The organism is Acinetobacter sp. ANC 3813 (assembly GCF_002135435.1).
Classification (GTDB): Bacteria; Pseudomonadota; Gammaproteobacteria; order Pseudomonadales; family Moraxellaceae; genus Acinetobacter.
In genome coordinates, this window is the sequence record NZ_NEGK01000001.1 from 277,552 (window position 1) to 294,703 (window position 17,152).

Genomic DNA, 17,152 nt, shown 5'->3' on the forward strand with positions numbered 1-17,152 from the left:
ATGGCAATTTCCCTACTGAATTAAAGATATATTGATAGCACAGCATGGCCATTCCTCAGCATACCATTGATCAAATTTTGGACCGCACCGACATTGTCGATGTCATTGGCCAATTTGTGAAATTAAAAAAGACTGGGCGAACCTACTCAGGCTGCTGTCCGTTTCATCAAGAAAAATCGCCGTCGTTTCATGTTTACCGCGATAAACAGTATTTCCACTGCTTCGGCTGTCAGGCCAACGGCAATGCCATCCGTTTTTTAATGGATATCGGCAGCCGCAATTTCATCGAAGTGATGAAAGACCTGTCGAGCCAAACAGGCATTGAATTGCCTAAAGACAATTTTGATTCCAATAAATTAAAATATAAGCGCGAAGCGCCGAAGCCTAAAGCGCCAGCTCCCGCTGCTCAGCCAGCGCCAGCAGAGACTCAAGCAGCTGTAAAAAAAGCGCCGAATGCTGGCATCCCTGCTTTTGAGCATGACCCCTTTGCAGAATTTCAGCAGCAGGATGATGCGTTTTATGGCAATGATCCTTTTGCCGCATTTGATCAGCCGGCTGCGTTTGAACAAGCACAGCCTGACGGCAACCTCTATGATCTGCTGGAAAATATTGCTCAGTTCTATGAACATCAGCTGCCCAACAGCAAGATCGCGCAGCAGTACTTCAAACAGCGCGGCCTTTCTGCGGAAACCATTGCCTACTGGCGTCTCGGCTATGCGCCTGAAGACTGGCAGCATTTAGAAAAAGCCTTTCCGCAGGATATTGAGGGCTTAAAGCTGCTGGGCTTAATCCGCACCAGCGATAGCGGCCGTGACTTTGACTTGCTGCGCGAACGGGTGATCTTCCCTATTCGCGATGCCAAAGGCCGTGTAGTTGGTTTTGGCGGACGTGCACTGAACGACGAGATTAAACCCAAATACATTAACTCGCCAGACTCTGAAGTTTTCCATAAAAACCAGCTGCTATATGGCTTATACGAAGGCCGCAAGCAAAAAGCCAATGACTGGCTGATGGTCGAAGGCTATATGGACGTCATTGCCCTACAGCAGTACGGTATTGCAGGCGCCGTTGCGACTTTGGGAACCGCAAGCAATACAGAACATTTAAATATTCTGTTTAAGCAAAATAACCGCATTACTATTGCTTTTGATGGCGATGCTGCAGGTCAAAAGGCTGCGCGCAGAACTTTGGAAATTGCTCTGCCGCTGCTTAATGACGGCCGCGAACTCAAGTTCTTTGTCTTGCCCAATGAACATGACCCAGATTCCTTAATCCGCCGTGAAGGTATTGAAAACTTTAGACGGCTGTTAGATACAGCGCCTTTGCTGTCTGAATTTGTCTTTGCGCATTTAGCGCAAAATTTTGATGTCACAAAACCCGAAGGCAAAAGCCAAGTAATGGGTGAACTCAAACAGCTCACCGAGCTGCTGCCTAAAGGCGGCTCTTACCGTTACCTGCTGCAGCAGTATTTCCGTGAAAAACTGGGCTTTAGCCGTAAGTGGCAGCCGCAGGTCAACAACGACGCCTCACTCAGTTTCAGCACCAAAATTGATGCCGAAGAATATGTGATTGCCATTCTGATCAATCACCCTTATCTCTACATTCATTTTGAACCGCTGCGCGCCATTGTTTCGTCAGACTTGCTTCTGTTTAATATCTTGAATATTTTTAATAGCATTTTTGACGATTTGCCAGATGACCCAGAACTGTCACGCTATTATGTTCTGGGCGCATGTGCAGCCTATCACCATGAATTGCATAATATTTTAGAAAATGCCAATATCAGTGACTATACTTCATCACCTGAACAGGCTGACAAATTGGCTGCCGATTTTTCAACCAAATTGCAGTACGAGTTTTTACAGCAAAAATTGAAATCTAAGAAATTTTCCAGCTTGTCTGAGATGCGCAACCTAAAGCAAAAAATTTATGAAATCAGCAAAAAAAGATCTCTGACGCTGCTGGATGACTAAAGCTAAAATTATTGCCATTCACTTAAAAAAAATGCGCTCAATACAAGAACCTCATCATTTTTTTGGCTTGCGGCGGTGCTGCGTAATATCCATAAGCTCCTGTTCCAGCATCTCAAAATAGGACGGGTCTTCTGCCGTAGCGGCATGGCGCAGCACAATAGATGTAGGATGCAGCAGCTTATTAGTTAACCGCTGCGAAAACTCTTGCAGCACGTGTTCAGCAGAATCGCCATGCTGCAAACGGCTTAAAGCATGCGCCAGCTCTTCTTCTCTCAGGCTATTGCCATAATCACGGTATGCATGAATGGTTTCCCCCGCTAAATTGACTTTTTGCTGTGTGACCAGCTCGGTCGCCAATTGGTTGACCATCACCTCCGCTTCTACCGCGGCTTGACGGCGCTGCGCGAGATTTTCATCAATCACGCTTTGCAGATCATCTACCCCATACAGATAGACACCATCCAGACTTTCTACTTTTGCTTCAATATCACGCGGAACGGCCAAATCCACCAAAAGCATTTGCTTATATTTACGCTTCTTTAACGCCGCTTTTACATCTTTAAAATAAATGACTTGATGCAAGCTGCCCGTGCAGCTAGAAATCACATCAGCACGGTATAAATGATCCGCCAGCTGATCAAACTCAATAATTTCTACATCTACACGGTGCGCAATTTCCTGCGCCAGCTCTTCTGCGCGGCCGCGGGTACGGTTGCAGATAATGATTTTACCTACCCCCATTTCCGCCAAATGCTTGGCCACCAAGCTATTCATTTCACCAGCGGCCACCACCATGACCGTTAATTGTTCGGGTTTGCTGAACACCTGCAGCGCCAACTGCGCCACAGCATAGCCCATAGAAACAGCATGGCTGCCCACAGCAGTTTCTGAGCGCACACGCTTAGCGGCATAAAATGCGTATTCGAAAATCCGGTTTAAATTGCTAGAGACTGTAGCCGCATCTTTGGCAAGTGATAAGGCCGATTTAACCTGACCTAAAATTTGCGGCTCACCCAGCATGAGCGAATCCAGCCCGCTGGCAACCCGCATCAGGTGCGTTACCGCTTGCGCATTTTCGTAGCGGTATACATGATTTGACAATTGTTTAACATCAAGATGATTTGCTTGGGCGAGCCAATTCAATACCATGTCTGCATTATCAGACATCGCATATACTTCGGTTCTGTTACATGTAGACACCACCACCATATCATTCAGGTGTTCGGCATGGCTTTGCTGTGCAAGCAACCCGCTTAATTTTTCAGGATTAAACGCGATTTTTTCACGCAGTTCTACAGAGGCGGTTTGATGGTTGACACCCAATGCAAAGAAAGACATATCAGATCATCATTTCGCTAAATTTATGCTATTGTGCAACATCGGTGTCATAAAAAGCATTACTTGGATCAAGAAAAATTGCGTCAAACAAATAGCCGGCTAAACGGTTCGACAATTAAGCAGTATTCTACCACATTCTTGCTGGTCGGTAGCATGGCTTCCAGTGCTCAAGTTCGAGCATTTGGAGAAGTTTACCACGCCAATTCAAATTATGATGCCATAAAACAAAGCATGATTGCAGAGTTTGCTCTTGCTTATGATGACATCCCCACCGCATTGCATAACTATACTGTTCTCGCAATTAAAAGCAATTCTACTGCCGTTAAACAGCGCGCATTGAACATTGCGCTAGAACAAAATGATTTACAGGCCGCTTTGGACATTGCCACACATTGGGTTGTGCAAGAACCAGAAGATGTGCCTGCGCTGTTTTATCTGTCGCATATTGCATTAAAAGCGCATGAGTATGAACTGGCAGCGGATACACTAGATAAAATTTTAAATATTGATCCCAATGCAGATCTTGAACAGATTTTGGCCGGAATTGCCCCAGAATCTGCAGATGACCGTGATTTTCTAATCCGCGCCTTGCGCGCCAGCAAAGAAAACCGCAACCCCTCTATTTTAGTGCTGATTGCTGGTCTAGAAGCTCAAAATGGTCAATTTTTTGACGCGCTGAACACCGTGAATCTCGCCTTAAAAAAACGCCCTAAAACCACGGGTTATATTTTAATGAAAGCCAACTTACTGCTGGCTCTAGGCGATGAGAAAGCCACGCTTGAATGGTATGAAAAATCCAGCAGAAAGCACCGCAGCAATTTAGAAGTACGGCTCGCAGAAGCTAAATATTTGGTCAAAATGAATGAATCAGAACAAGCGCTGCTCAAGCTTGAAGAGATCATCAAAAAATGGCCTAAAGCCGAAGAAGCGCTGTTTCTTGGCGGATTAACCAGTATTGACTTAGAACAATATGAAAAAGCTGAAAAGTATCTGGTCGAACTGCGCTATTCAGCACAATATCAAAATGAAGCCTATTATTATTTGGCAGTCAATGCGGAACGCAAACAGCATTTTGAAACGGCAAAAGCCTATTACCGTCTGGTAGACGGCAGCCTATACACCGTGTCACGCCGCAATATGATCAATATTTTTGCACAGCAAAATAAGCTGCCGGATGCCCTGCGCTTTTTAACGCAAGAGCGCGTCAATTATCCTCAGCACGCCAGTTTTTTATATCTTGCACAGGCCGATATTTTAAAACGCATGAACAATAAAAAAGCTGCCATGCGCCTTTTAGACGAAGCCATTAAAAATTTACCCGATGATCCTGAGCTGATTTATGCCGAAGTGCTGATTCTCGACCCCTTTCAGGAGCGGGATAAACTCGATAAATTATTGACTAAGCTTTTAAGTATTGAACCGAACAGCCCAACCTACTTAAATGCCTATGCATACACGCTGGCATTGCAAAACAGAAGGCTGGATGATGCCCGCAGATTTGTAGAGCACGCATTAGAATTTGCGCCAGAACAGGCCTCTATTTTAGATACGCTAGGTTATATCTGCTTTTTGCAAAACGACTTTGCCACTTCTGCAGAAGTGCTGAAGAAAGCTTATGAGCTGAGCGGCAGCGTTAAAATTGGGGTGAACTATGCCCGCTCTGTGTATATGCAAGGCAACATTGCAGAATTTAGCCAAGTGTTACAACAACTCAAACAAAAACACCCGAATGATCCTCAATTGGATCAGCTCAATGCATTATTGTTACCCCAGCACATGAAAAAGAGTTAATTTCAGCCTATGCGTACTATTTCAAAATTCTGCTTATCCCTGATGGCTGTCAGCAGTTTGGCATTAACGGGGTGTCAGCAATATATCAAACCGCAAGAACAGCCGCCTGCGTCAGGCATTGAAGCGCCAGATCAATTTAATCTGCAAGGCAAAATAGGTGTACGCACACCGCAGCAGTCTGGCAGCGCGTTTTTTACTTGGGCGCAAGAGCAGCAAGACTTTGATATAGAGCTGAGCGGCATTTTAGGGGTAGGCAAAACCCAGATTAGCGGTAAAGCAGGCGAAGTGACGCTAAACAGCGCAAAAACAGGCTTAGTCAGTGCGGCAACACCGGAAGAGCTGCTGGAACGGGCAACAGGCTGGCAAGCCCCGATTACGCATTTAGTCAAATGGGTGCAGGCAAAACCTGCGACTCAGCAAGCACAGCTGAACAAAGATGACAGCGGACGTATTGCGCAGATTCAGGAAGATGGCTGGCAAGTCGATTTAAGCTATGCAGACAGCGCAACCTTGCCGAATAAACTGATTTTGAAGCAAGCGCTTGAAACAGGTAAAGAAAACCGTATTACAATGGTCATTCAAAACCGCTAAGTCTAATTTTTAAGCCGATATACTTATGATTCGAGTTTCTTCTCCAGCCAAACTGAACCTGTTTTTGCATATTACTGGCCGCCGTGCAGACGGCTACCATGAATTGCAGAGTATTTTTCAGCTCATTGACTTAAGCGATTGGCTGGAATTTACACAAACAGAATCCTCCCAAATCACGATTGAGGGTTTAAGCAGCGTCGATCTGGAACAAAACTTAATTTATCGCGCGGCACAAATGCTTCTGCCGTATGCAAAACAGCCAACTGGGCTGAATATCCGCATTGAAAAAAACATTCCTATGGGTGCTGGACTTGGCGGCGGGTCATCAAATGCTGCATCCACCCTCATCGTGCTTAACAAATTATGGCGCTGCGGTTTAAATACTGAACAACTGGCCGCATTAGGCCTCAAGCTGGGCGCAGATGTGCCGATTTTTGTACATGGGCAGAATGCATGGGCAGAAGGCATTGGTGAACACTTAACATTCATAGACTTAGATCAAAAACAATACATTGTGCTAAAACCTGATTGTTTTATCAGCACTCAACTGCTTTTTTCACAAAAAACATTGACAAGAGACACGAAGCCTACTAAATTTTGCGCCTATCAGCTAACGCCGTTTAGTTTTGGCAATAACTTCGAACCTGTGGCAAGAAGTTTATATCCAGAAGTAGACGAAGCAATGCAGTATTTAGATCAGTTCGGTACGGCAAAGCTTACAGGTACAGGTGCTTGTGTTTTTGCTGAGGTAACAGAGAATATGAATGTTGATGACATTCTGAAAAACGCGCCTTGTAAATCTTACTTGGTCAACAGTTTAGCAGAATCGCCATTGCGTCATTTCGAAGTTTGATAGGGGCGTCGCCAAGTGGTAAGGCACCGGGTTTTGATCTCGGCATCCGTTGGTTCGAATCCAGCCGCCCCTGCCATTAAATTCACCTGTAGATGTATGTTGTATTAAAGGGGCGTCGCCAAGTGGTAAGGCACCGGGTTTTGATCTCGGCATCCGTTGGTTCGAATCCAGCCGCCCCTGCCATTTAATACAGCACATCAAATTAGGGGCGTCGCCAAGTGGTAAGGCACCGGGTTTTGATCTCGGCATCCGTTGGTTCGAATCCAGCCGCCCCTGCCATTTTCTCAAAAAAGACAGAACATACTTTTGTGAATAGCCTGTTAAATCACCTTGACAAAACAGCTCATAAATATTAAAGTTCTGCCGCATTAGGGGCGTCGCCAAGTGGTAAGGCACCGGGTTTTGATCTCGGCATCCGTTGGTTCGAATCCAGCCGCCCCTGCCATCTATTTCCATACAAATCAACCGCCAAGGGTGCTTCATGCCCAATCTTGTCGTTTTTAGTGGAACCGCGCATCCACAATTCGCTCAAAAAGTCGTTAGCCACTTACACATTCCACTAGGTGCTGCTGCTGTTTCTACCTTTTCTGATGGTGAAATCGCTGTAGAAATCACTGAGAATGTACGTGGTAAAGACGTATTTATCGTACAGCCTACTTGTGCCCCAACTAATGATAACCTGATGGAAATCTTAGTTATGGCAGACGCGCTTCGCCGTGCAAGTGCTGGCCGTATCACTGCTGTCATTCCTTACTTCGGTTATGCCCGTCAAGACCGTCGTCCTCGTTCATCACGTGTGCCAATCACCGCTAAAGTTGTTGCAGATATGCTGACAACTGTAGGTATTGACCGTGTTGTAATGATTGATCTGCACGCAGACCAAATCCAAGGTTTCTTCGATATTCCTGTAGACAACATCTACGGTACGCCTGCATTGCTTGCTGACTTACGCCAACAGTCTCATGACAACCTAATGGTTGTTTCTCCAGACGTAGGCGGTGTAGTCCGCGCTCGCGCAGTTGCGAAGCAAATGGGTGATATCGATCTTGCAATCATCGACAAACGCCGTCAAAAAGCGAATGAATCACAAGTCATGCATTTGATTGGTGATGTAAAAGGCCGTGACTGCGTTATTGTAGATGACATGGTTGATACAGCAGGTACGCTATGCAAAGCTGCTGATGCACTGAAAACATTTGGTGCGCGCCGTGTTGTTGCTTATGCAACTCACCCAGTTCTTTCAGGCAAAGCCATTGAGAATTTGAAAAATTCTGTAATTGATGAATTAGTCGTTACTGACACGATTCCTCTTTCAGAAGAAGCTCAAGCTATTGGCAAGATTCGCCAGGTTTCAGTAGCAAGTATGGTTGCTGAAACAATTCGTCGTATTAACAACGAAGAATCTATTAGCGCAATGTTCGATTCTTATCTATAATATAGCGCTAAAATTTCAAAACCCTGCTTAACGCAGGGTTTTCTATCGCTGAACTGGTCGAAAGTTCAGCTCAATCAAAACTTAAATAGGATGTCTATCATGGCAAACTTCGTATTAAACGCAGCAGCACGTGAAGAAGCAGTTCAAGGGAAAGGTTCGAGCCGCCGCCTTCGCCTGCAAAACAAAGTACCAGCAATCATCTACGGTTCAGGCGAACCTGTTGCTGTAACTTTAGAACTTCGTGAGCTTGTTAAAGCTTTAGAAAACAATGCATTCTTTGAAGAAGTTGTTGAAATCAAAGTTGGCGACAAAACTGAAAGCGTTAAAATCAAAGCGTTACAGCGTCACCCAGCTAAAAACACTCCTATGCACGCTGACTTCGTTCGCGCGTAAGTGTTTATTGGTGTAATTAGTGTCTAATATTTCACTGATTGTCGGTTTGGGCAACCCTGGTAAAGAGTATGCCCAAACCCGCCATAATGCAGGCTTCTGGTTCGTAGAACGCCTTGCAGATCAATATGGCATTTCCCTCAAAGCTGACCCAAAATTCAACGGAATCAGCGGTCGCGGTAATATCGAAGGTCAAGACGTTCGTTTGTTATTACCCACAACTTTTATGAACCTTGTTGGTAAAAGTGTTGTCCCCTTCGCTAAATTTTATAACATTGCTCCCGAAGCAATGCTCATTGCTCATGATGAACTGGATATGAATCCCGGTGTTATCCGCCTTAAAACTGGCGGCGGTCACGGCGGTCATAATGGTTTGCGTGACATTGTTCCTCATACTGGTCCAAACTTCCATCGCCTGCGTATTGGAATCGGCCATCCTGGTTCTAAAGAGCGTGTCTCAGGACATGTCTTAAGCAAAGCGCCAAGCAGTGAACAAGATTTAATGGACAATGCCATTCACCATGCTTTAAGCCGCATTAAGATGCTGGTCAATGGTGAAATTCAGCCTGCCATGAATCAAATCAATGCTTACAAACCAAACTGATAAGTCCATAAATTGTTGAACAATGCTGCTTGCTATACAGCAATTTTAAAGGCAAAATGCGCTTGCCTGATTGCTGAACCAGCAAGTTCAGATTGATTCAATCATAAGATCAAATCTTGTGTCCACCAAGGAGACGCTAGTCATGCTATCTCGTTTATTAAAAGCTAAAATTCACCGTTGTGTAGTAACGCAAGCAGAATTGCATTATGAAGGCTCTTGCGCGATTGACGGTATTTTATTGGATTTAGCCGGTATCCGTGAATATGAAGAAATTCATATGTGGAACGTAACTAACGGTAAGCGCTTCACGACTTATGCAATCCGCGGTGAAGAAGGTTCTGGCATTATCTCTGTAAATGGCGGCGCTGCGCACCAAGCAGATATTGGCGATCTGATGATTATCGCAACTTTTGGCGACTTCACAGAAGCAGAAGCAAATGCACATAAACCGCGCTTAGTTTATGCAAACCCAAATAATACTGTGAATCACACAGCGAACTGCATTCCAGTTCAAGTGGCTTAATTTTAAGCACATTCAGATTTTAAAAAGCCTGCTTATATGCGGGCTTTTTTATGGGATGAATCACATGATTTGCCAATGTCATCCAAATCACTTTCATTCACACATCAATGAGCGGCAGAACGAGAAATTAACTGCGCGGACCTTTCCACCACGCTTGCTTCTGCTCGCAATGCAGTGCCTGTAAATTCCCCCCAACTAATCCCGCCAAGAGCGGCTGCCCATTCGCTTGCACTTTCAGCTCTGCAAATTGCGCATCGCGGTAACATGGCTCTAAACCTTCGGCAAATAGAAAACTGCGCGATGCTGGATATAGGCCTTCAAAAGTGTTTTCTGGGTTTTTTACTATCAGTTTTGCCGAGGCATTGGGATATGCAGTTAAAAGATTCGGATTAAAACTGGTTCGAATCACCTTTCGCTGCGAATCAAGCTGCACATAGGTTATTACGCTCTGCTGATTCAGAAAGTAATCTATTTTCAAATGTTCTGACGAGGCATGCTCATCAACTCGGTCATCTGTTAATTCCATGGCAGGCGGTAGACCGCCAAAATAAAGATGATAATTGAGCGCCATGTAGTCGCCTTGAATCATAGAGCGCGGATCCACTGGTTTCAGTCTGACATAAATACTCTCGCTGTTTGATAAGTGCCATTCATGGCGAATAATCAGCACTGAAAAAAATACGATACTGAACACAGCTAAAAACAAAGGGAGGCTTTTTTTGAATACTTTTTTCATGGCATTTCCCCTTCCGCACTCTTAGCCATCGATGCAAGCAGCCATGCCATTGCCAACAGCAAAATGCCGGAAATCAAAATACTCAGGCTCTTCAGTAAAAAGCTTAATCCCAAATTGTAGTACAGCATCCACAAACTAAAGATCAATAATAAGATGCTTAGCGCTTTGACCAGCCCTTGCTGATAAGAAATAGCCCAAGACAGCATGACCAGCAAAAGAAAAATTTCAAAATAGCCCATCGCAATCAGCACAATGCCCAAAATCCCCAATAGCCATTTCTCTAAGCCCGAATAGCCCTGTTCAACAGCAATATAAACGCCAAGCCAGAGTAGCGGCAGCGCATAAACAATGACTGAACGCATAGCTTGAAGCTGAGTGTAATCAGCATTCATTAAACTGCTGGACAGCGTTTGTAATACCACACCAGCTAAAACAATAAACAGCATCCAAAGTGCAAAAGTTTTGCGGTAAATCGATGACAGCCAATACGGCGCGGTGCATAACAGCGAGATAAGTAAAATATAATTCAAACCCATCACCGCTAAAATCAAAGTATCTTCACCGCGGAAAAACTCCTCCAGTCCCATAGCGGCAACAGTTAATCCATAACATGCAATCAGCTGAATCAGAACAATAAACCAATGCATTCGGCTAAATATGCACAGCAAGGTAAATCCAATTTGCAGCAGAAGAATCAGTAAAAAACTGTCAGTTAAAATCTGGGTATGAACCAGTACTGCTGTTTGCCCGCACACCCAGAGACAGTAAGCAAACTGCCTGCTGAATGCGCTGATTGAACGGTGAATCATCCACCATGCCAAAGCAACAAACACTAAGCCCATAACGATTGAAAAAGCCTTCCAAAATGTCAGCAAAAGGCTCGCCAAAATAATCCCTGCCAGCCACGCGCCAATCGCCAAAGGAATGGCTGCAAATTTTGTTTGGGGAAAAAATTTCATCAGTACCGCACTAATCGCGGCAAACCATGCAAAAATCAGCAGCGCTAAAACCAGCAGACCGCCAATTGAATCCGTCAATAAATGTTCTGCGAACTGGAAAATTAAAATACTGAAACTTGCAGCAAGACCTGCGGTTTGTAAACTGGTTTCGAGCGCGCGGCGCTGCAGATAAAAATACGCAATGAGATATGCAGGCAATGCAATAGACAGCAGCAGATACGGCCATTGATACTGATCTGCCCCCATGCCGCAAAAGAGAAACATGCAATAGATCGACATTAAGCTGATAAACGCGATAAAGACATAACGCAAGGCTGGATAGAATTTTAAGCTCATCGTCACGCAGAGAATGGTCAGCACACTCATACAGAGTAAATACATCGGCTGATGATCCAGCATTAAATAGCTCTGTTTAAAATACATCAATAAAGCCAGCTGACTGACAATACAAAATAGCGCAAACACACCGATATTGGGTCTATACAGCCAAGGTAAAAGCAGCAAAGCCCAGACCACAAACAGCAAATAGCTGTCTGCCCCAGTCTGGTAAACTTGCCCGATCACAGCCATGCTTAAACCCAGCATCAGACCGCATACCGTATCCAAACTCTGCTGTATCCATTGTTTTTGTGAAAAATACATACTGGCAAGCGCACTGCACAACAGCAGAAGCATTGGAATGAGCAACTGAATAAATTTTGGAATCATCAGCCAATTGGCCGCAATCAAATATAAAAAACTTGCCGCAATCAGCGCCAGTCCGATGACTTGCAGATATTGAACAACGTGCAGATCGCAAAATAAGCGCGGTGAGAACTCGTTATACGGCTTTGAATTAAGATGCTGTTTTAGACTTGAATCTGTCATTTTTATCATTATGCAGTCATTATTACTTAATTAAAAAGATAGCATGCTTTTTTACTGACTATAAAATTGCTTACAAATCAATTCATCTGCTTTACTTATCTTAAATTTTGCATAGGTTTCTATACCCCAGCTCCCCCCCGAAACGTTAAAACGGTCTATACTGGCTGCACATCGCTTCAGGGCGGGGCGCAATTCCCCACCGGTGGTAAGTTCAGCATAAAATCATTATGACTGAATCAGCCCACGAGCCAATTGCGCTTTGCAATTTGCAGATTTGGTGAGAAACCAAAGCCGACGGTATAGTCCGGATGAAAGAAGACGACGTCACATATTAACAGCTTGAAATCTCAAGCTGTTTCGTAACGCCACACTATTTCACACGTCCTGAAATGTTCAACCGTATCTTAAAACTTACGAGAGCGTTTCAATGTCCAGCTTAATACAACCCGAAATTTTCTTTTCTGCACTGCCACCTTTCGAGCAGCGCATCGCGCAAGCGCTTGAAGATATGCGCCAAGGCAAGCCTGTTTTGGTCATGGATGATTTTGACCGTGAAAATGAAGCCGACCTGATTGTCGCCGCAGAAACCCTAAATGTCGAAACGATGGCGCGCATGATTCGAGACGGTTCAGGCATAGTTTGCTTAACGTTGACCAATGCGCTGGCCGACCATCTCCAATTGCCGCCTATGGTGACAGATAACTCAAGTCAATTTAAAACGGCTTTTACCATCACCATTGAAGCCGCTGAAGGCGTCACTACCGGTGTGTCGGCCCAAGACCGCACCACAACCATTCATGCAGCCATTAAAGACGGTGCTGCAGCCAGTGACTTAAACAGACCGGGACATGTATTTCCACTGCGCGCACGTGACGGCGGTGTATTAACACGCCGCGGACATACTGAAGGCAGTGTAGATCTTGCGCGTTTAGCTGGACTAAAACCCGCTGGCGTCCTATGTGAGGTCACCAATCCAGATGGCTCAATGGCTGCTGGCATTCAAGTCCTTTCCTATGCGCAAACACACAATCTCACTCTAATTACCATTGATGAAATTGTGCAATATCGGCTTGCGCACCAAATCTAATATAAAGCTTTAACAAAAAGCCCAGCCTGTACGCTGGGCTTTTTTCTATAGGTCGAAAAATGTTTGCTTTTTAAGCACAGTTAATTTAATAAAAGAATATAACCAATAATTAAAAATAAATAAGGTTCAATCATGCTCAGCCATTTTTCAGATTTAAGCCGTGAAGACACCCAATTCATCCAGCGTACTTATCAGGTGCTTTTCGGCGCTTTGGCACTAATGACTTTATTAGGCATATTTTCTTATACCCAGCTCCCACCTGCCTCCGCTGGCCCGCTGATGCTTTTAGATTCTATTATCTGGATTGCATGCGGCTGGTTTGGTCTGCGTAACCCCATTAAAGCGGTTTTTCCAGCATTTCTAGTGATTACAGGATTATGCCTAGGGCAAATCGCGCATTTATACCGTCCAGATGTTTTCTTGACCGCTGCAGCGACCACCTTGGCTATTTTTGCAGGAACAAGCGCCTATGTATTTTTCAGTAAAAAAGATTTCTCTTTTTTACATGCCAGTTTAAATATCGGTTTTTGGGTCATTCTTGCCCTATCGGTTGTTTCGCTCTTTGTTCATATCAACGCTTTATCCATATTTATCGGTATTTTTGGCTCTATCATATTTATTGGCTGGATTCTTTACGATACCAGCCAAATTTTATTACGCGCAGATCAGCTCGGCTATAACGCTCATATGGGTGCTTTCGATTTATTTATGGATATTATCGGCTTGTTCAGCTTTGTTCGTCATCTATTTAATTTCATTGACGATTAATTCAACTGAATCATGCAGCGTCTGAATGCTTTCACGCTGAATATTCGGCTTTAATGCACTTAAATACAAAATCGATTTGCTGCGAAAATTCTGCTTATTTTACGGTGCCATATTAAGCCCAAACACCGTAAATGCCATAGATGGCAACGGCAATCAAAATCAGTCCGCATAAAGCCAGCAGCTTTGGATACCATGCAGATTTCGCTAAACGGTTAAATGACAGATAGACCACACTCAAAGTAACAAAATCCAAAATAATCCAGCTGATGGTCAATATCATTAAACTGAGGTTTAAATCGGAGCTGACGCCAGTAAATTGCGGGAAAAATGAGGCAAAAAAGATTATATCTTTAGGATTGGAAATACCGACGAGAAAGCCTTTTTTAAAGCCGCCAGATACCGCATTAAGCGTCATCGCATTTTCACTGGAAGAGCTTGTGATAACGTCTTTCAGAATGTCAAAACCAATATAAGCAATATACAAACAGCCCAGCACTTTAATGCCATTCAGCCATTGCTCATTAATATTCAGCGCACCTTTTAAAATCAGTATAGACAGTACGATTAATACCAATGACGCCAAATTAGTTCCAAAAATCGTTTGCAGCGCACGCTTATATCCACCTTGCAGGCCAGCACTGGCCACCAGCAGCATGACTGGCCCTGGTGTCGCAATCATCACCACTACAGCCGCGCAATATAAAAAATACTCCGCAAAATTCACCGCCAACCTCTTTATTGATTTTTAAAGGTTCATAAAAAAAGAGGACTCAGTCCTCTTCTGCCATATATTGCATCAAATGAATACTAATGCCGTCTGCCCGTAAAAAAGCCAAGTCATAGCTTGCGGTCGCCAGCGCCAATATGCGGCGCTCAAATTCGTCCCACAATGGGCGCACTTGTTTATAATGAATGCCTAAACCGCTTTCATCGGTAAAATGACGGTTTTTTTCACATAATTTCAAGGCATGGTACAGCTTGCGTCCGCGTGTAGCATCTGGGCGCAGCCGCACACGTTTAGACAGCACAAAACCTTCGACATGGCGTATATCCGCCAGCGGCAGCAGAGGCACTAAAATCTGATCCAGCTGCGCATCCAAGCGATGCCATACCGCACTTTGCTGATCGGCTGTATAGGTATTCCACCGAATGACTTCATGATTAAAACGGCGGCAGCCGCGGCAAACTGAATCCCCAAATACCGTCGAACAGCGTCCCGCACAGGGGGTTAATGAGGCAATCCGGCGATCCGTAGTCAATGCAAGCTCCAAAAACATTCATAAAATCTGCATCGCCGGCATTTTTCCGGCTGGTCAAGAATATACACGCTCTGCTGCTGGATGAGAAGCCGTGAATCTGTAATGGATCACTCGCTTATTCGCGCAATTCACGTTAAAATATGCGCCTTTCAAAATTCTTAATTTTCAATTGGAGTATCCATGAACGCTACTGTAGAACAGCTTGCACCTGTAGAACAGCATGCGGCCGATGGCTGGGTTGTTGCGGCGCTTTATCAATTCAAAGAAGTACAAGACTCTGCTGATTTACAGCAGCGCTTACTGAATTTGGTAAAAACCATCAACCTCTGCGGTACTCTGATTGTTGCTGATGAAGGCATTAACGGCACAGTTGCCGGCGACCGCCAAGCAGTTGATACGATTCATCAATTCCTTCTGAATGAAGGTTTTGCTTCGATGGAATATAAAGAGTCTCATAGCTCTGAAAAACCATTCCGCAAAATGAAAATCAAACATAAAAAAGAAATTGTAACTTTAGGTGTGGAAGTGAAGCCGCGCGACTTGGTTGGCCATTATCTAGACCCGAAAGAATGGAATGAACTGATTGCACGCGACGATGTGATCTTGATTGATACCCGCAACGACTATGAATATAAAGCGGGTACTTTCAAAGGCGCGATTGATCCTCAAACAGAATCATTCCGTGAATTTCCAGATTATGTGAAGAAAGAATTGGAACAGCATAAAGACAAGAAAATTGCGATGTTCTGCACAGGCGGCATCCGCTGTGAAAAATCGACATCTTTATTGCTTCAAGAAGGCTTTAGCGATGTCTACCACCTCAAAGGCGGCATCTTAAAATACCTTGAAGAAACGCCTGCAGAAGAAAGCATGTGGGAAGGCGAATGTTTCGTCTTTGACGGACGTACCGCCGTAACGCATGGTATGGAAGAAGGTGCAAATATTAAATGTCACGCGTGCGGCTGGCCGTTGCTTCCAGAAGAAGTGGAATTGCCAAGCTATGAACATGGCGTGTCATGTAAGTATTGCATCGACAAGACCTCAGAACAGCAAAAGTCTGGCTTCCGCATGCGCCAATCACAAATTTTGGCGGCTAAACGCAAACGCCTCTAAGTACATTGCAAGGTCTCTGTAAAATTTCCGAAAAAGGCGCTCAAAATTGAGGGCCTTTTCTTTTATCTGGCTGAAGCTTTAATTTGTAAGCGATATTTTGATTAATCAAAGGCCATCTCTTCTGTTTAGCCCTTTCTTTAACATTGCACATCTGTACTTTACCTCCGCTGCAATTAAACTTAGGATATTTTCAGCGCTTTTGAATAATGACCTATGAATTTAACTGAATGGATTATTTCCGTTATGGAACAGCTGGGCTATCTGGGCATTGCCTTGCTGATGTTTTTAGATAATGTCTTCCCTCCTATTCCATCAGAAATTATCATGCCTTCTGCCGGCTACACGGCATCCCAAGGCCAGCTGCTTCTCATCGGGGTCATTATTGCCGGCTGTATAGGCTCTTTAGCTGCAGCAGCTGTACTGTATTGGGTTGGGCGCCAATTCAGCCATGCTGCAATTTTTCGATTTGTAGACCGTTACGGCAAATATTTGTTTATTAAATCTGCAGATGTTGAAAAATCCTTAGCTTGGTTTGAACACTATGGACATCGGATTGTGTTCGTCGGCCGTATGGTTCCAGCGGTACGCTCTCTAATCAGCATTCCTGCAGGAATGAGCCGAATGCCCTTTTGGAAATTCATGTTTTACAGCTCACTCGGCACGATTATTTGGACCACTTTCTTGGCCTATGTCGGTTTTTACTTCGGTGAAAATCAAGCCATGATGCACCAAATTTTCAGTCAGGTCGGCTATGTCATTATGGCAATTGTTGTAGTGATTATTCTTTGGATTCTTTACCGCCGCTATCAGCGTAAAAACAACAGAAAAGGCTGAATAATACTGAGTAAATTGACTGCATACCTGA

General features: G+C 44.3%; 17 protein-coding genes, 4 tRNA genes and 1 riboswitch. Of the genes, 16 read left to right on the plus strand and 5 right to left on the minus strand.

Annotation, left to right across the window (positions count from 1 at the left end; genetic code table 11):
- Positions 1-44: 44 nt before the first annotated feature.
- On the plus strand, positions 45-1,973 hold the full coding sequence (locus B9T34_RS01360; RefSeq protein WP_086211371.1) for a DNA primase: 1,929 nt from the start codon (positions 45-47) through the stop codon (positions 1,971-1,973).
- Positions 1,974-2,027: 54 nt separating this feature from the next.
- Here the strand turns inward: B9T34_RS01360 and hemA are convergent, their stop codons facing one another.
- Positions 2,028-3,311: a glutamyl-tRNA reductase gene (hemA, locus tag B9T34_RS01365; RefSeq protein WP_086211372.1), complete on the minus strand. Its 1,284-nt coding sequence runs from the start codon at positions 3,309-3,311 to the stop codon at positions 2,028-2,030.
- A gap of 78 nt (positions 3,312-3,389) precedes the next feature.
- Here hemA and B9T34_RS01370 point away from each other — a divergent pair, with 78 nt between their 5' ends.
- The 11 genes from B9T34_RS01370 (at position 3,390) to panD (ending at position 9,498) form a co-directional block, all read left to right on the plus strand.
- Positions 3,390-5,102 carry a tetratricopeptide repeat protein gene (locus B9T34_RS01370; RefSeq protein ID WP_086211638.1) on the plus strand — a complete coding sequence of 571 codons (1,713 nt, stop codon included), beginning with the start codon at positions 3,390-3,392 and terminating at the stop codon, positions 5,100-5,102.
- 9 nt (positions 5,103-5,111) lie between these two features.
- On the plus strand, positions 5,112-5,693 hold the full coding sequence (lolB, locus tag B9T34_RS01375) for a lipoprotein insertase outer membrane protein LolB (RefSeq protein WP_086211373.1): 582 nt from the start codon (positions 5,112-5,114) through the stop codon (positions 5,691-5,693).
- A 25-nt stretch (positions 5,694-5,718) separates the two neighbouring features.
- Positions 5,719-6,546, plus strand: coding sequence for a 4-(cytidine 5'-diphospho)-2-C-methyl-D-erythritol kinase (ispE, locus tag B9T34_RS01380; RefSeq protein ID WP_086211374.1), 828 nt, complete (start codon positions 5,719-5,721; stop codon positions 6,544-6,546).
- Between the two features lies 1 nt (position 6,547).
- A tRNA-Gln gene (locus B9T34_RS01385) sits at positions 6,548-6,622 on the plus strand.
- Positions 6,623-6,654: 32 nt separating this feature from the next.
- A tRNA-Gln gene (locus tag B9T34_RS01390) sits at positions 6,655-6,729 on the plus strand.
- A 21-nt stretch (positions 6,730-6,750) separates the two neighbouring features.
- Positions 6,751-6,825 (plus strand) — tRNA-Gln (locus B9T34_RS01395).
- A 91-nt stretch (positions 6,826-6,916) separates the two neighbouring features.
- A tRNA-Gln gene (locus B9T34_RS01400) sits at positions 6,917-6,991 on the plus strand.
- A gap of 36 nt (positions 6,992-7,027) precedes the next feature.
- Positions 7,028-7,981 (plus strand): ribose-phosphate pyrophosphokinase, encoded by a 954-nt coding sequence (locus B9T34_RS01405; protein ID WP_086211375.1) that lies wholly within the window; start codon positions 7,028-7,030, stop codon positions 7,979-7,981.
- A gap of 99 nt (positions 7,982-8,080) precedes the next feature.
- Positions 8,081-8,374, plus strand: a complete 294-nt coding sequence (gene rplY / locus B9T34_RS01410) for a 50S ribosomal protein L25 (RefSeq protein ID WP_086211376.1) — start codon at positions 8,081-8,083, stop codon at positions 8,372-8,374.
- A 19-nt stretch (positions 8,375-8,393) separates the two neighbouring features.
- Positions 8,394-8,975 (plus strand): aminoacyl-tRNA hydrolase, encoded by a 582-nt coding sequence (gene pth / locus B9T34_RS01415; RefSeq protein WP_086211377.1) that lies wholly within the window; start codon positions 8,394-8,396, stop codon positions 8,973-8,975.
- A 142-nt stretch (positions 8,976-9,117) separates the two neighbouring features.
- The gene (panD, locus tag B9T34_RS01420; protein WP_078192181.1) at positions 9,118-9,498 is read left to right on the plus strand and encodes an aspartate 1-decarboxylase; all 381 of its coding nucleotides are present in this window, start codon (positions 9,118-9,120) and stop codon (positions 9,496-9,498) included.
- A gap of 127 nt (positions 9,499-9,625) precedes the next feature.
- On the opposite strand, the gene B9T34_RS01425 is transcribed toward panD, so the two are convergent.
- Positions 9,626-10,234, minus strand: a complete 609-nt coding sequence (locus tag B9T34_RS01425) for a GDYXXLXY domain-containing protein (RefSeq protein ID WP_086211378.1) — start codon at positions 10,232-10,234, stop codon at positions 9,626-9,628.
- Positions 10,231-12,060 (minus strand): DUF2157 domain-containing protein, encoded by a 1,830-nt coding sequence (locus B9T34_RS01430; RefSeq protein WP_086211379.1) that lies wholly within the window; start codon positions 12,058-12,060, stop codon positions 10,231-10,233. The genes B9T34_RS01425 and B9T34_RS01430 overlap by 4 nt, the downstream gene beginning before the upstream one ends.
- Positions 12,061-12,229: 169 nt before the next feature.
- Positions 12,230-12,384: riboswitch (FMN riboswitch) on the plus strand.
- 103 nt (positions 12,385-12,487) lie between these two features.
- Here B9T34_RS01430 and ribB point away from each other — a divergent pair.
- The gene (gene ribB, locus B9T34_RS01435; protein WP_086211380.1) at positions 12,488-13,147 is read left to right on the plus strand and encodes a 3,4-dihydroxy-2-butanone-4-phosphate synthase; all 660 of its coding nucleotides are present in this window, start codon (positions 12,488-12,490) and stop codon (positions 13,145-13,147) included.
- A 132-nt stretch (positions 13,148-13,279) separates the two neighbouring features.
- Positions 13,280-13,915 (plus strand): Bax inhibitor-1 family protein, encoded by a 636-nt coding sequence (locus B9T34_RS01440; protein ID WP_086211381.1) that lies wholly within the window; start codon positions 13,280-13,282, stop codon positions 13,913-13,915.
- 112 nt (positions 13,916-14,027) lie between these two features.
- Here the strand turns inward: B9T34_RS01440 and B9T34_RS01445 are convergent, their stop codons facing one another.
- Complete coding sequence (locus B9T34_RS01445) at positions 14,028-14,639, minus strand: LysE family translocator (RefSeq protein ID WP_086211639.1); 612 nt, start codon at positions 14,637-14,639, stop codon at positions 14,028-14,030.
- Between the two features lie 46 nt (positions 14,640-14,685).
- Entirely contained in the window at positions 14,686-15,174 is a 489-nt protein-coding gene (locus B9T34_RS01450) for a DUF1289 domain-containing protein (RefSeq protein ID WP_086211640.1), read from the minus strand.
- A 180-nt stretch (positions 15,175-15,354) separates the two neighbouring features.
- Between B9T34_RS01450 and B9T34_RS01455 the strand changes: the two genes are divergently transcribed.
- Entirely contained in the window at positions 15,355-16,287 is a 933-nt protein-coding gene (locus B9T34_RS01455; RefSeq protein ID WP_086211382.1) for a rhodanese-related sulfurtransferase, read from the plus strand.
- A 213-nt stretch (positions 16,288-16,500) separates the two neighbouring features.
- Positions 16,501-17,121 carry a DedA family protein gene (locus B9T34_RS01460; RefSeq protein WP_086211383.1) on the plus strand — a complete coding sequence of 207 codons (621 nt, stop codon included), beginning with the start codon at positions 16,501-16,503 and terminating at the stop codon, positions 17,119-17,121.
- The last annotated feature ends 31 nt before the right edge of the window (positions 17,122-17,152 follow it).

Excerpts from the sequence above, each read along its gene's own strand:
- ribB (WP_086211380.1), top strand. The coding sequence starts at position 12,488 with ATGTCCAGCTTAATACAACCCGAAATTTTCTTTTCTGCACTGCCACCT.
- B9T34_RS01360 (WP_086211371.1), top strand. The coding sequence starts at position 45 with ATGGCCATTCCTCAGCATACCATTGATCAAATTTTGGACCGCACCGAC.
- B9T34_RS01405 (WP_086211375.1), top strand. The coding sequence starts at position 7,028 with ATGCCCAATCTTGTCGTTTTTAGTGGAACCGCGCATCCACAATTCGCT.
- ispE (WP_086211374.1), top strand. The coding sequence starts at position 5,719 with ATGATTCGAGTTTCTTCTCCAGCCAAACTGAACCTGTTTTTGCATATT.
- B9T34_RS01460 (WP_086211383.1), top strand. The coding sequence starts at position 16,501 with ATGAATTTAACTGAATGGATTATTTCCGTTATGGAACAGCTGGGCTAT.
- panD (WP_078192181.1), top strand. The coding sequence starts at position 9,118 with ATGCTATCTCGTTTATTAAAAGCTAAAATTCACCGTTGTGTAGTAACG.
- B9T34_RS01430 (WP_086211379.1), bottom strand. The coding sequence starts at position 12,060 with ATGACAGATTCAAGTCTAAAACAGCATCTTAATTCAAAGCCGTATAAC.
- B9T34_RS01455 (WP_086211382.1), top strand. The coding sequence starts at position 15,355 with ATGAACGCTACTGTAGAACAGCTTGCACCTGTAGAACAGCATGCGGCC.
- lolB (WP_086211373.1), top strand. The coding sequence starts at position 5,112 with ATGCGTACTATTTCAAAATTCTGCTTATCCCTGATGGCTGTCAGCAGT.
- B9T34_RS01425 (WP_086211378.1), bottom strand. The coding sequence starts at position 10,234 with ATGAAAAAAGTATTCAAAAAAAGCCTCCCTTTGTTTTTAGCTGTGTTC.
- B9T34_RS01440 (WP_086211381.1), top strand. The coding sequence starts at position 13,280 with ATGCTCAGCCATTTTTCAGATTTAAGCCGTGAAGACACCCAATTCATC.
- rplY (WP_086211376.1), top strand. The coding sequence starts at position 8,081 with ATGGCAAACTTCGTATTAAACGCAGCAGCACGTGAAGAAGCAGTTCAA.
- hemA (WP_086211372.1), bottom strand. The coding sequence starts at position 3,311 with ATGTCTTTCTTTGCATTGGGTGTCAACCATCAAACCGCCTCTGTAGAA.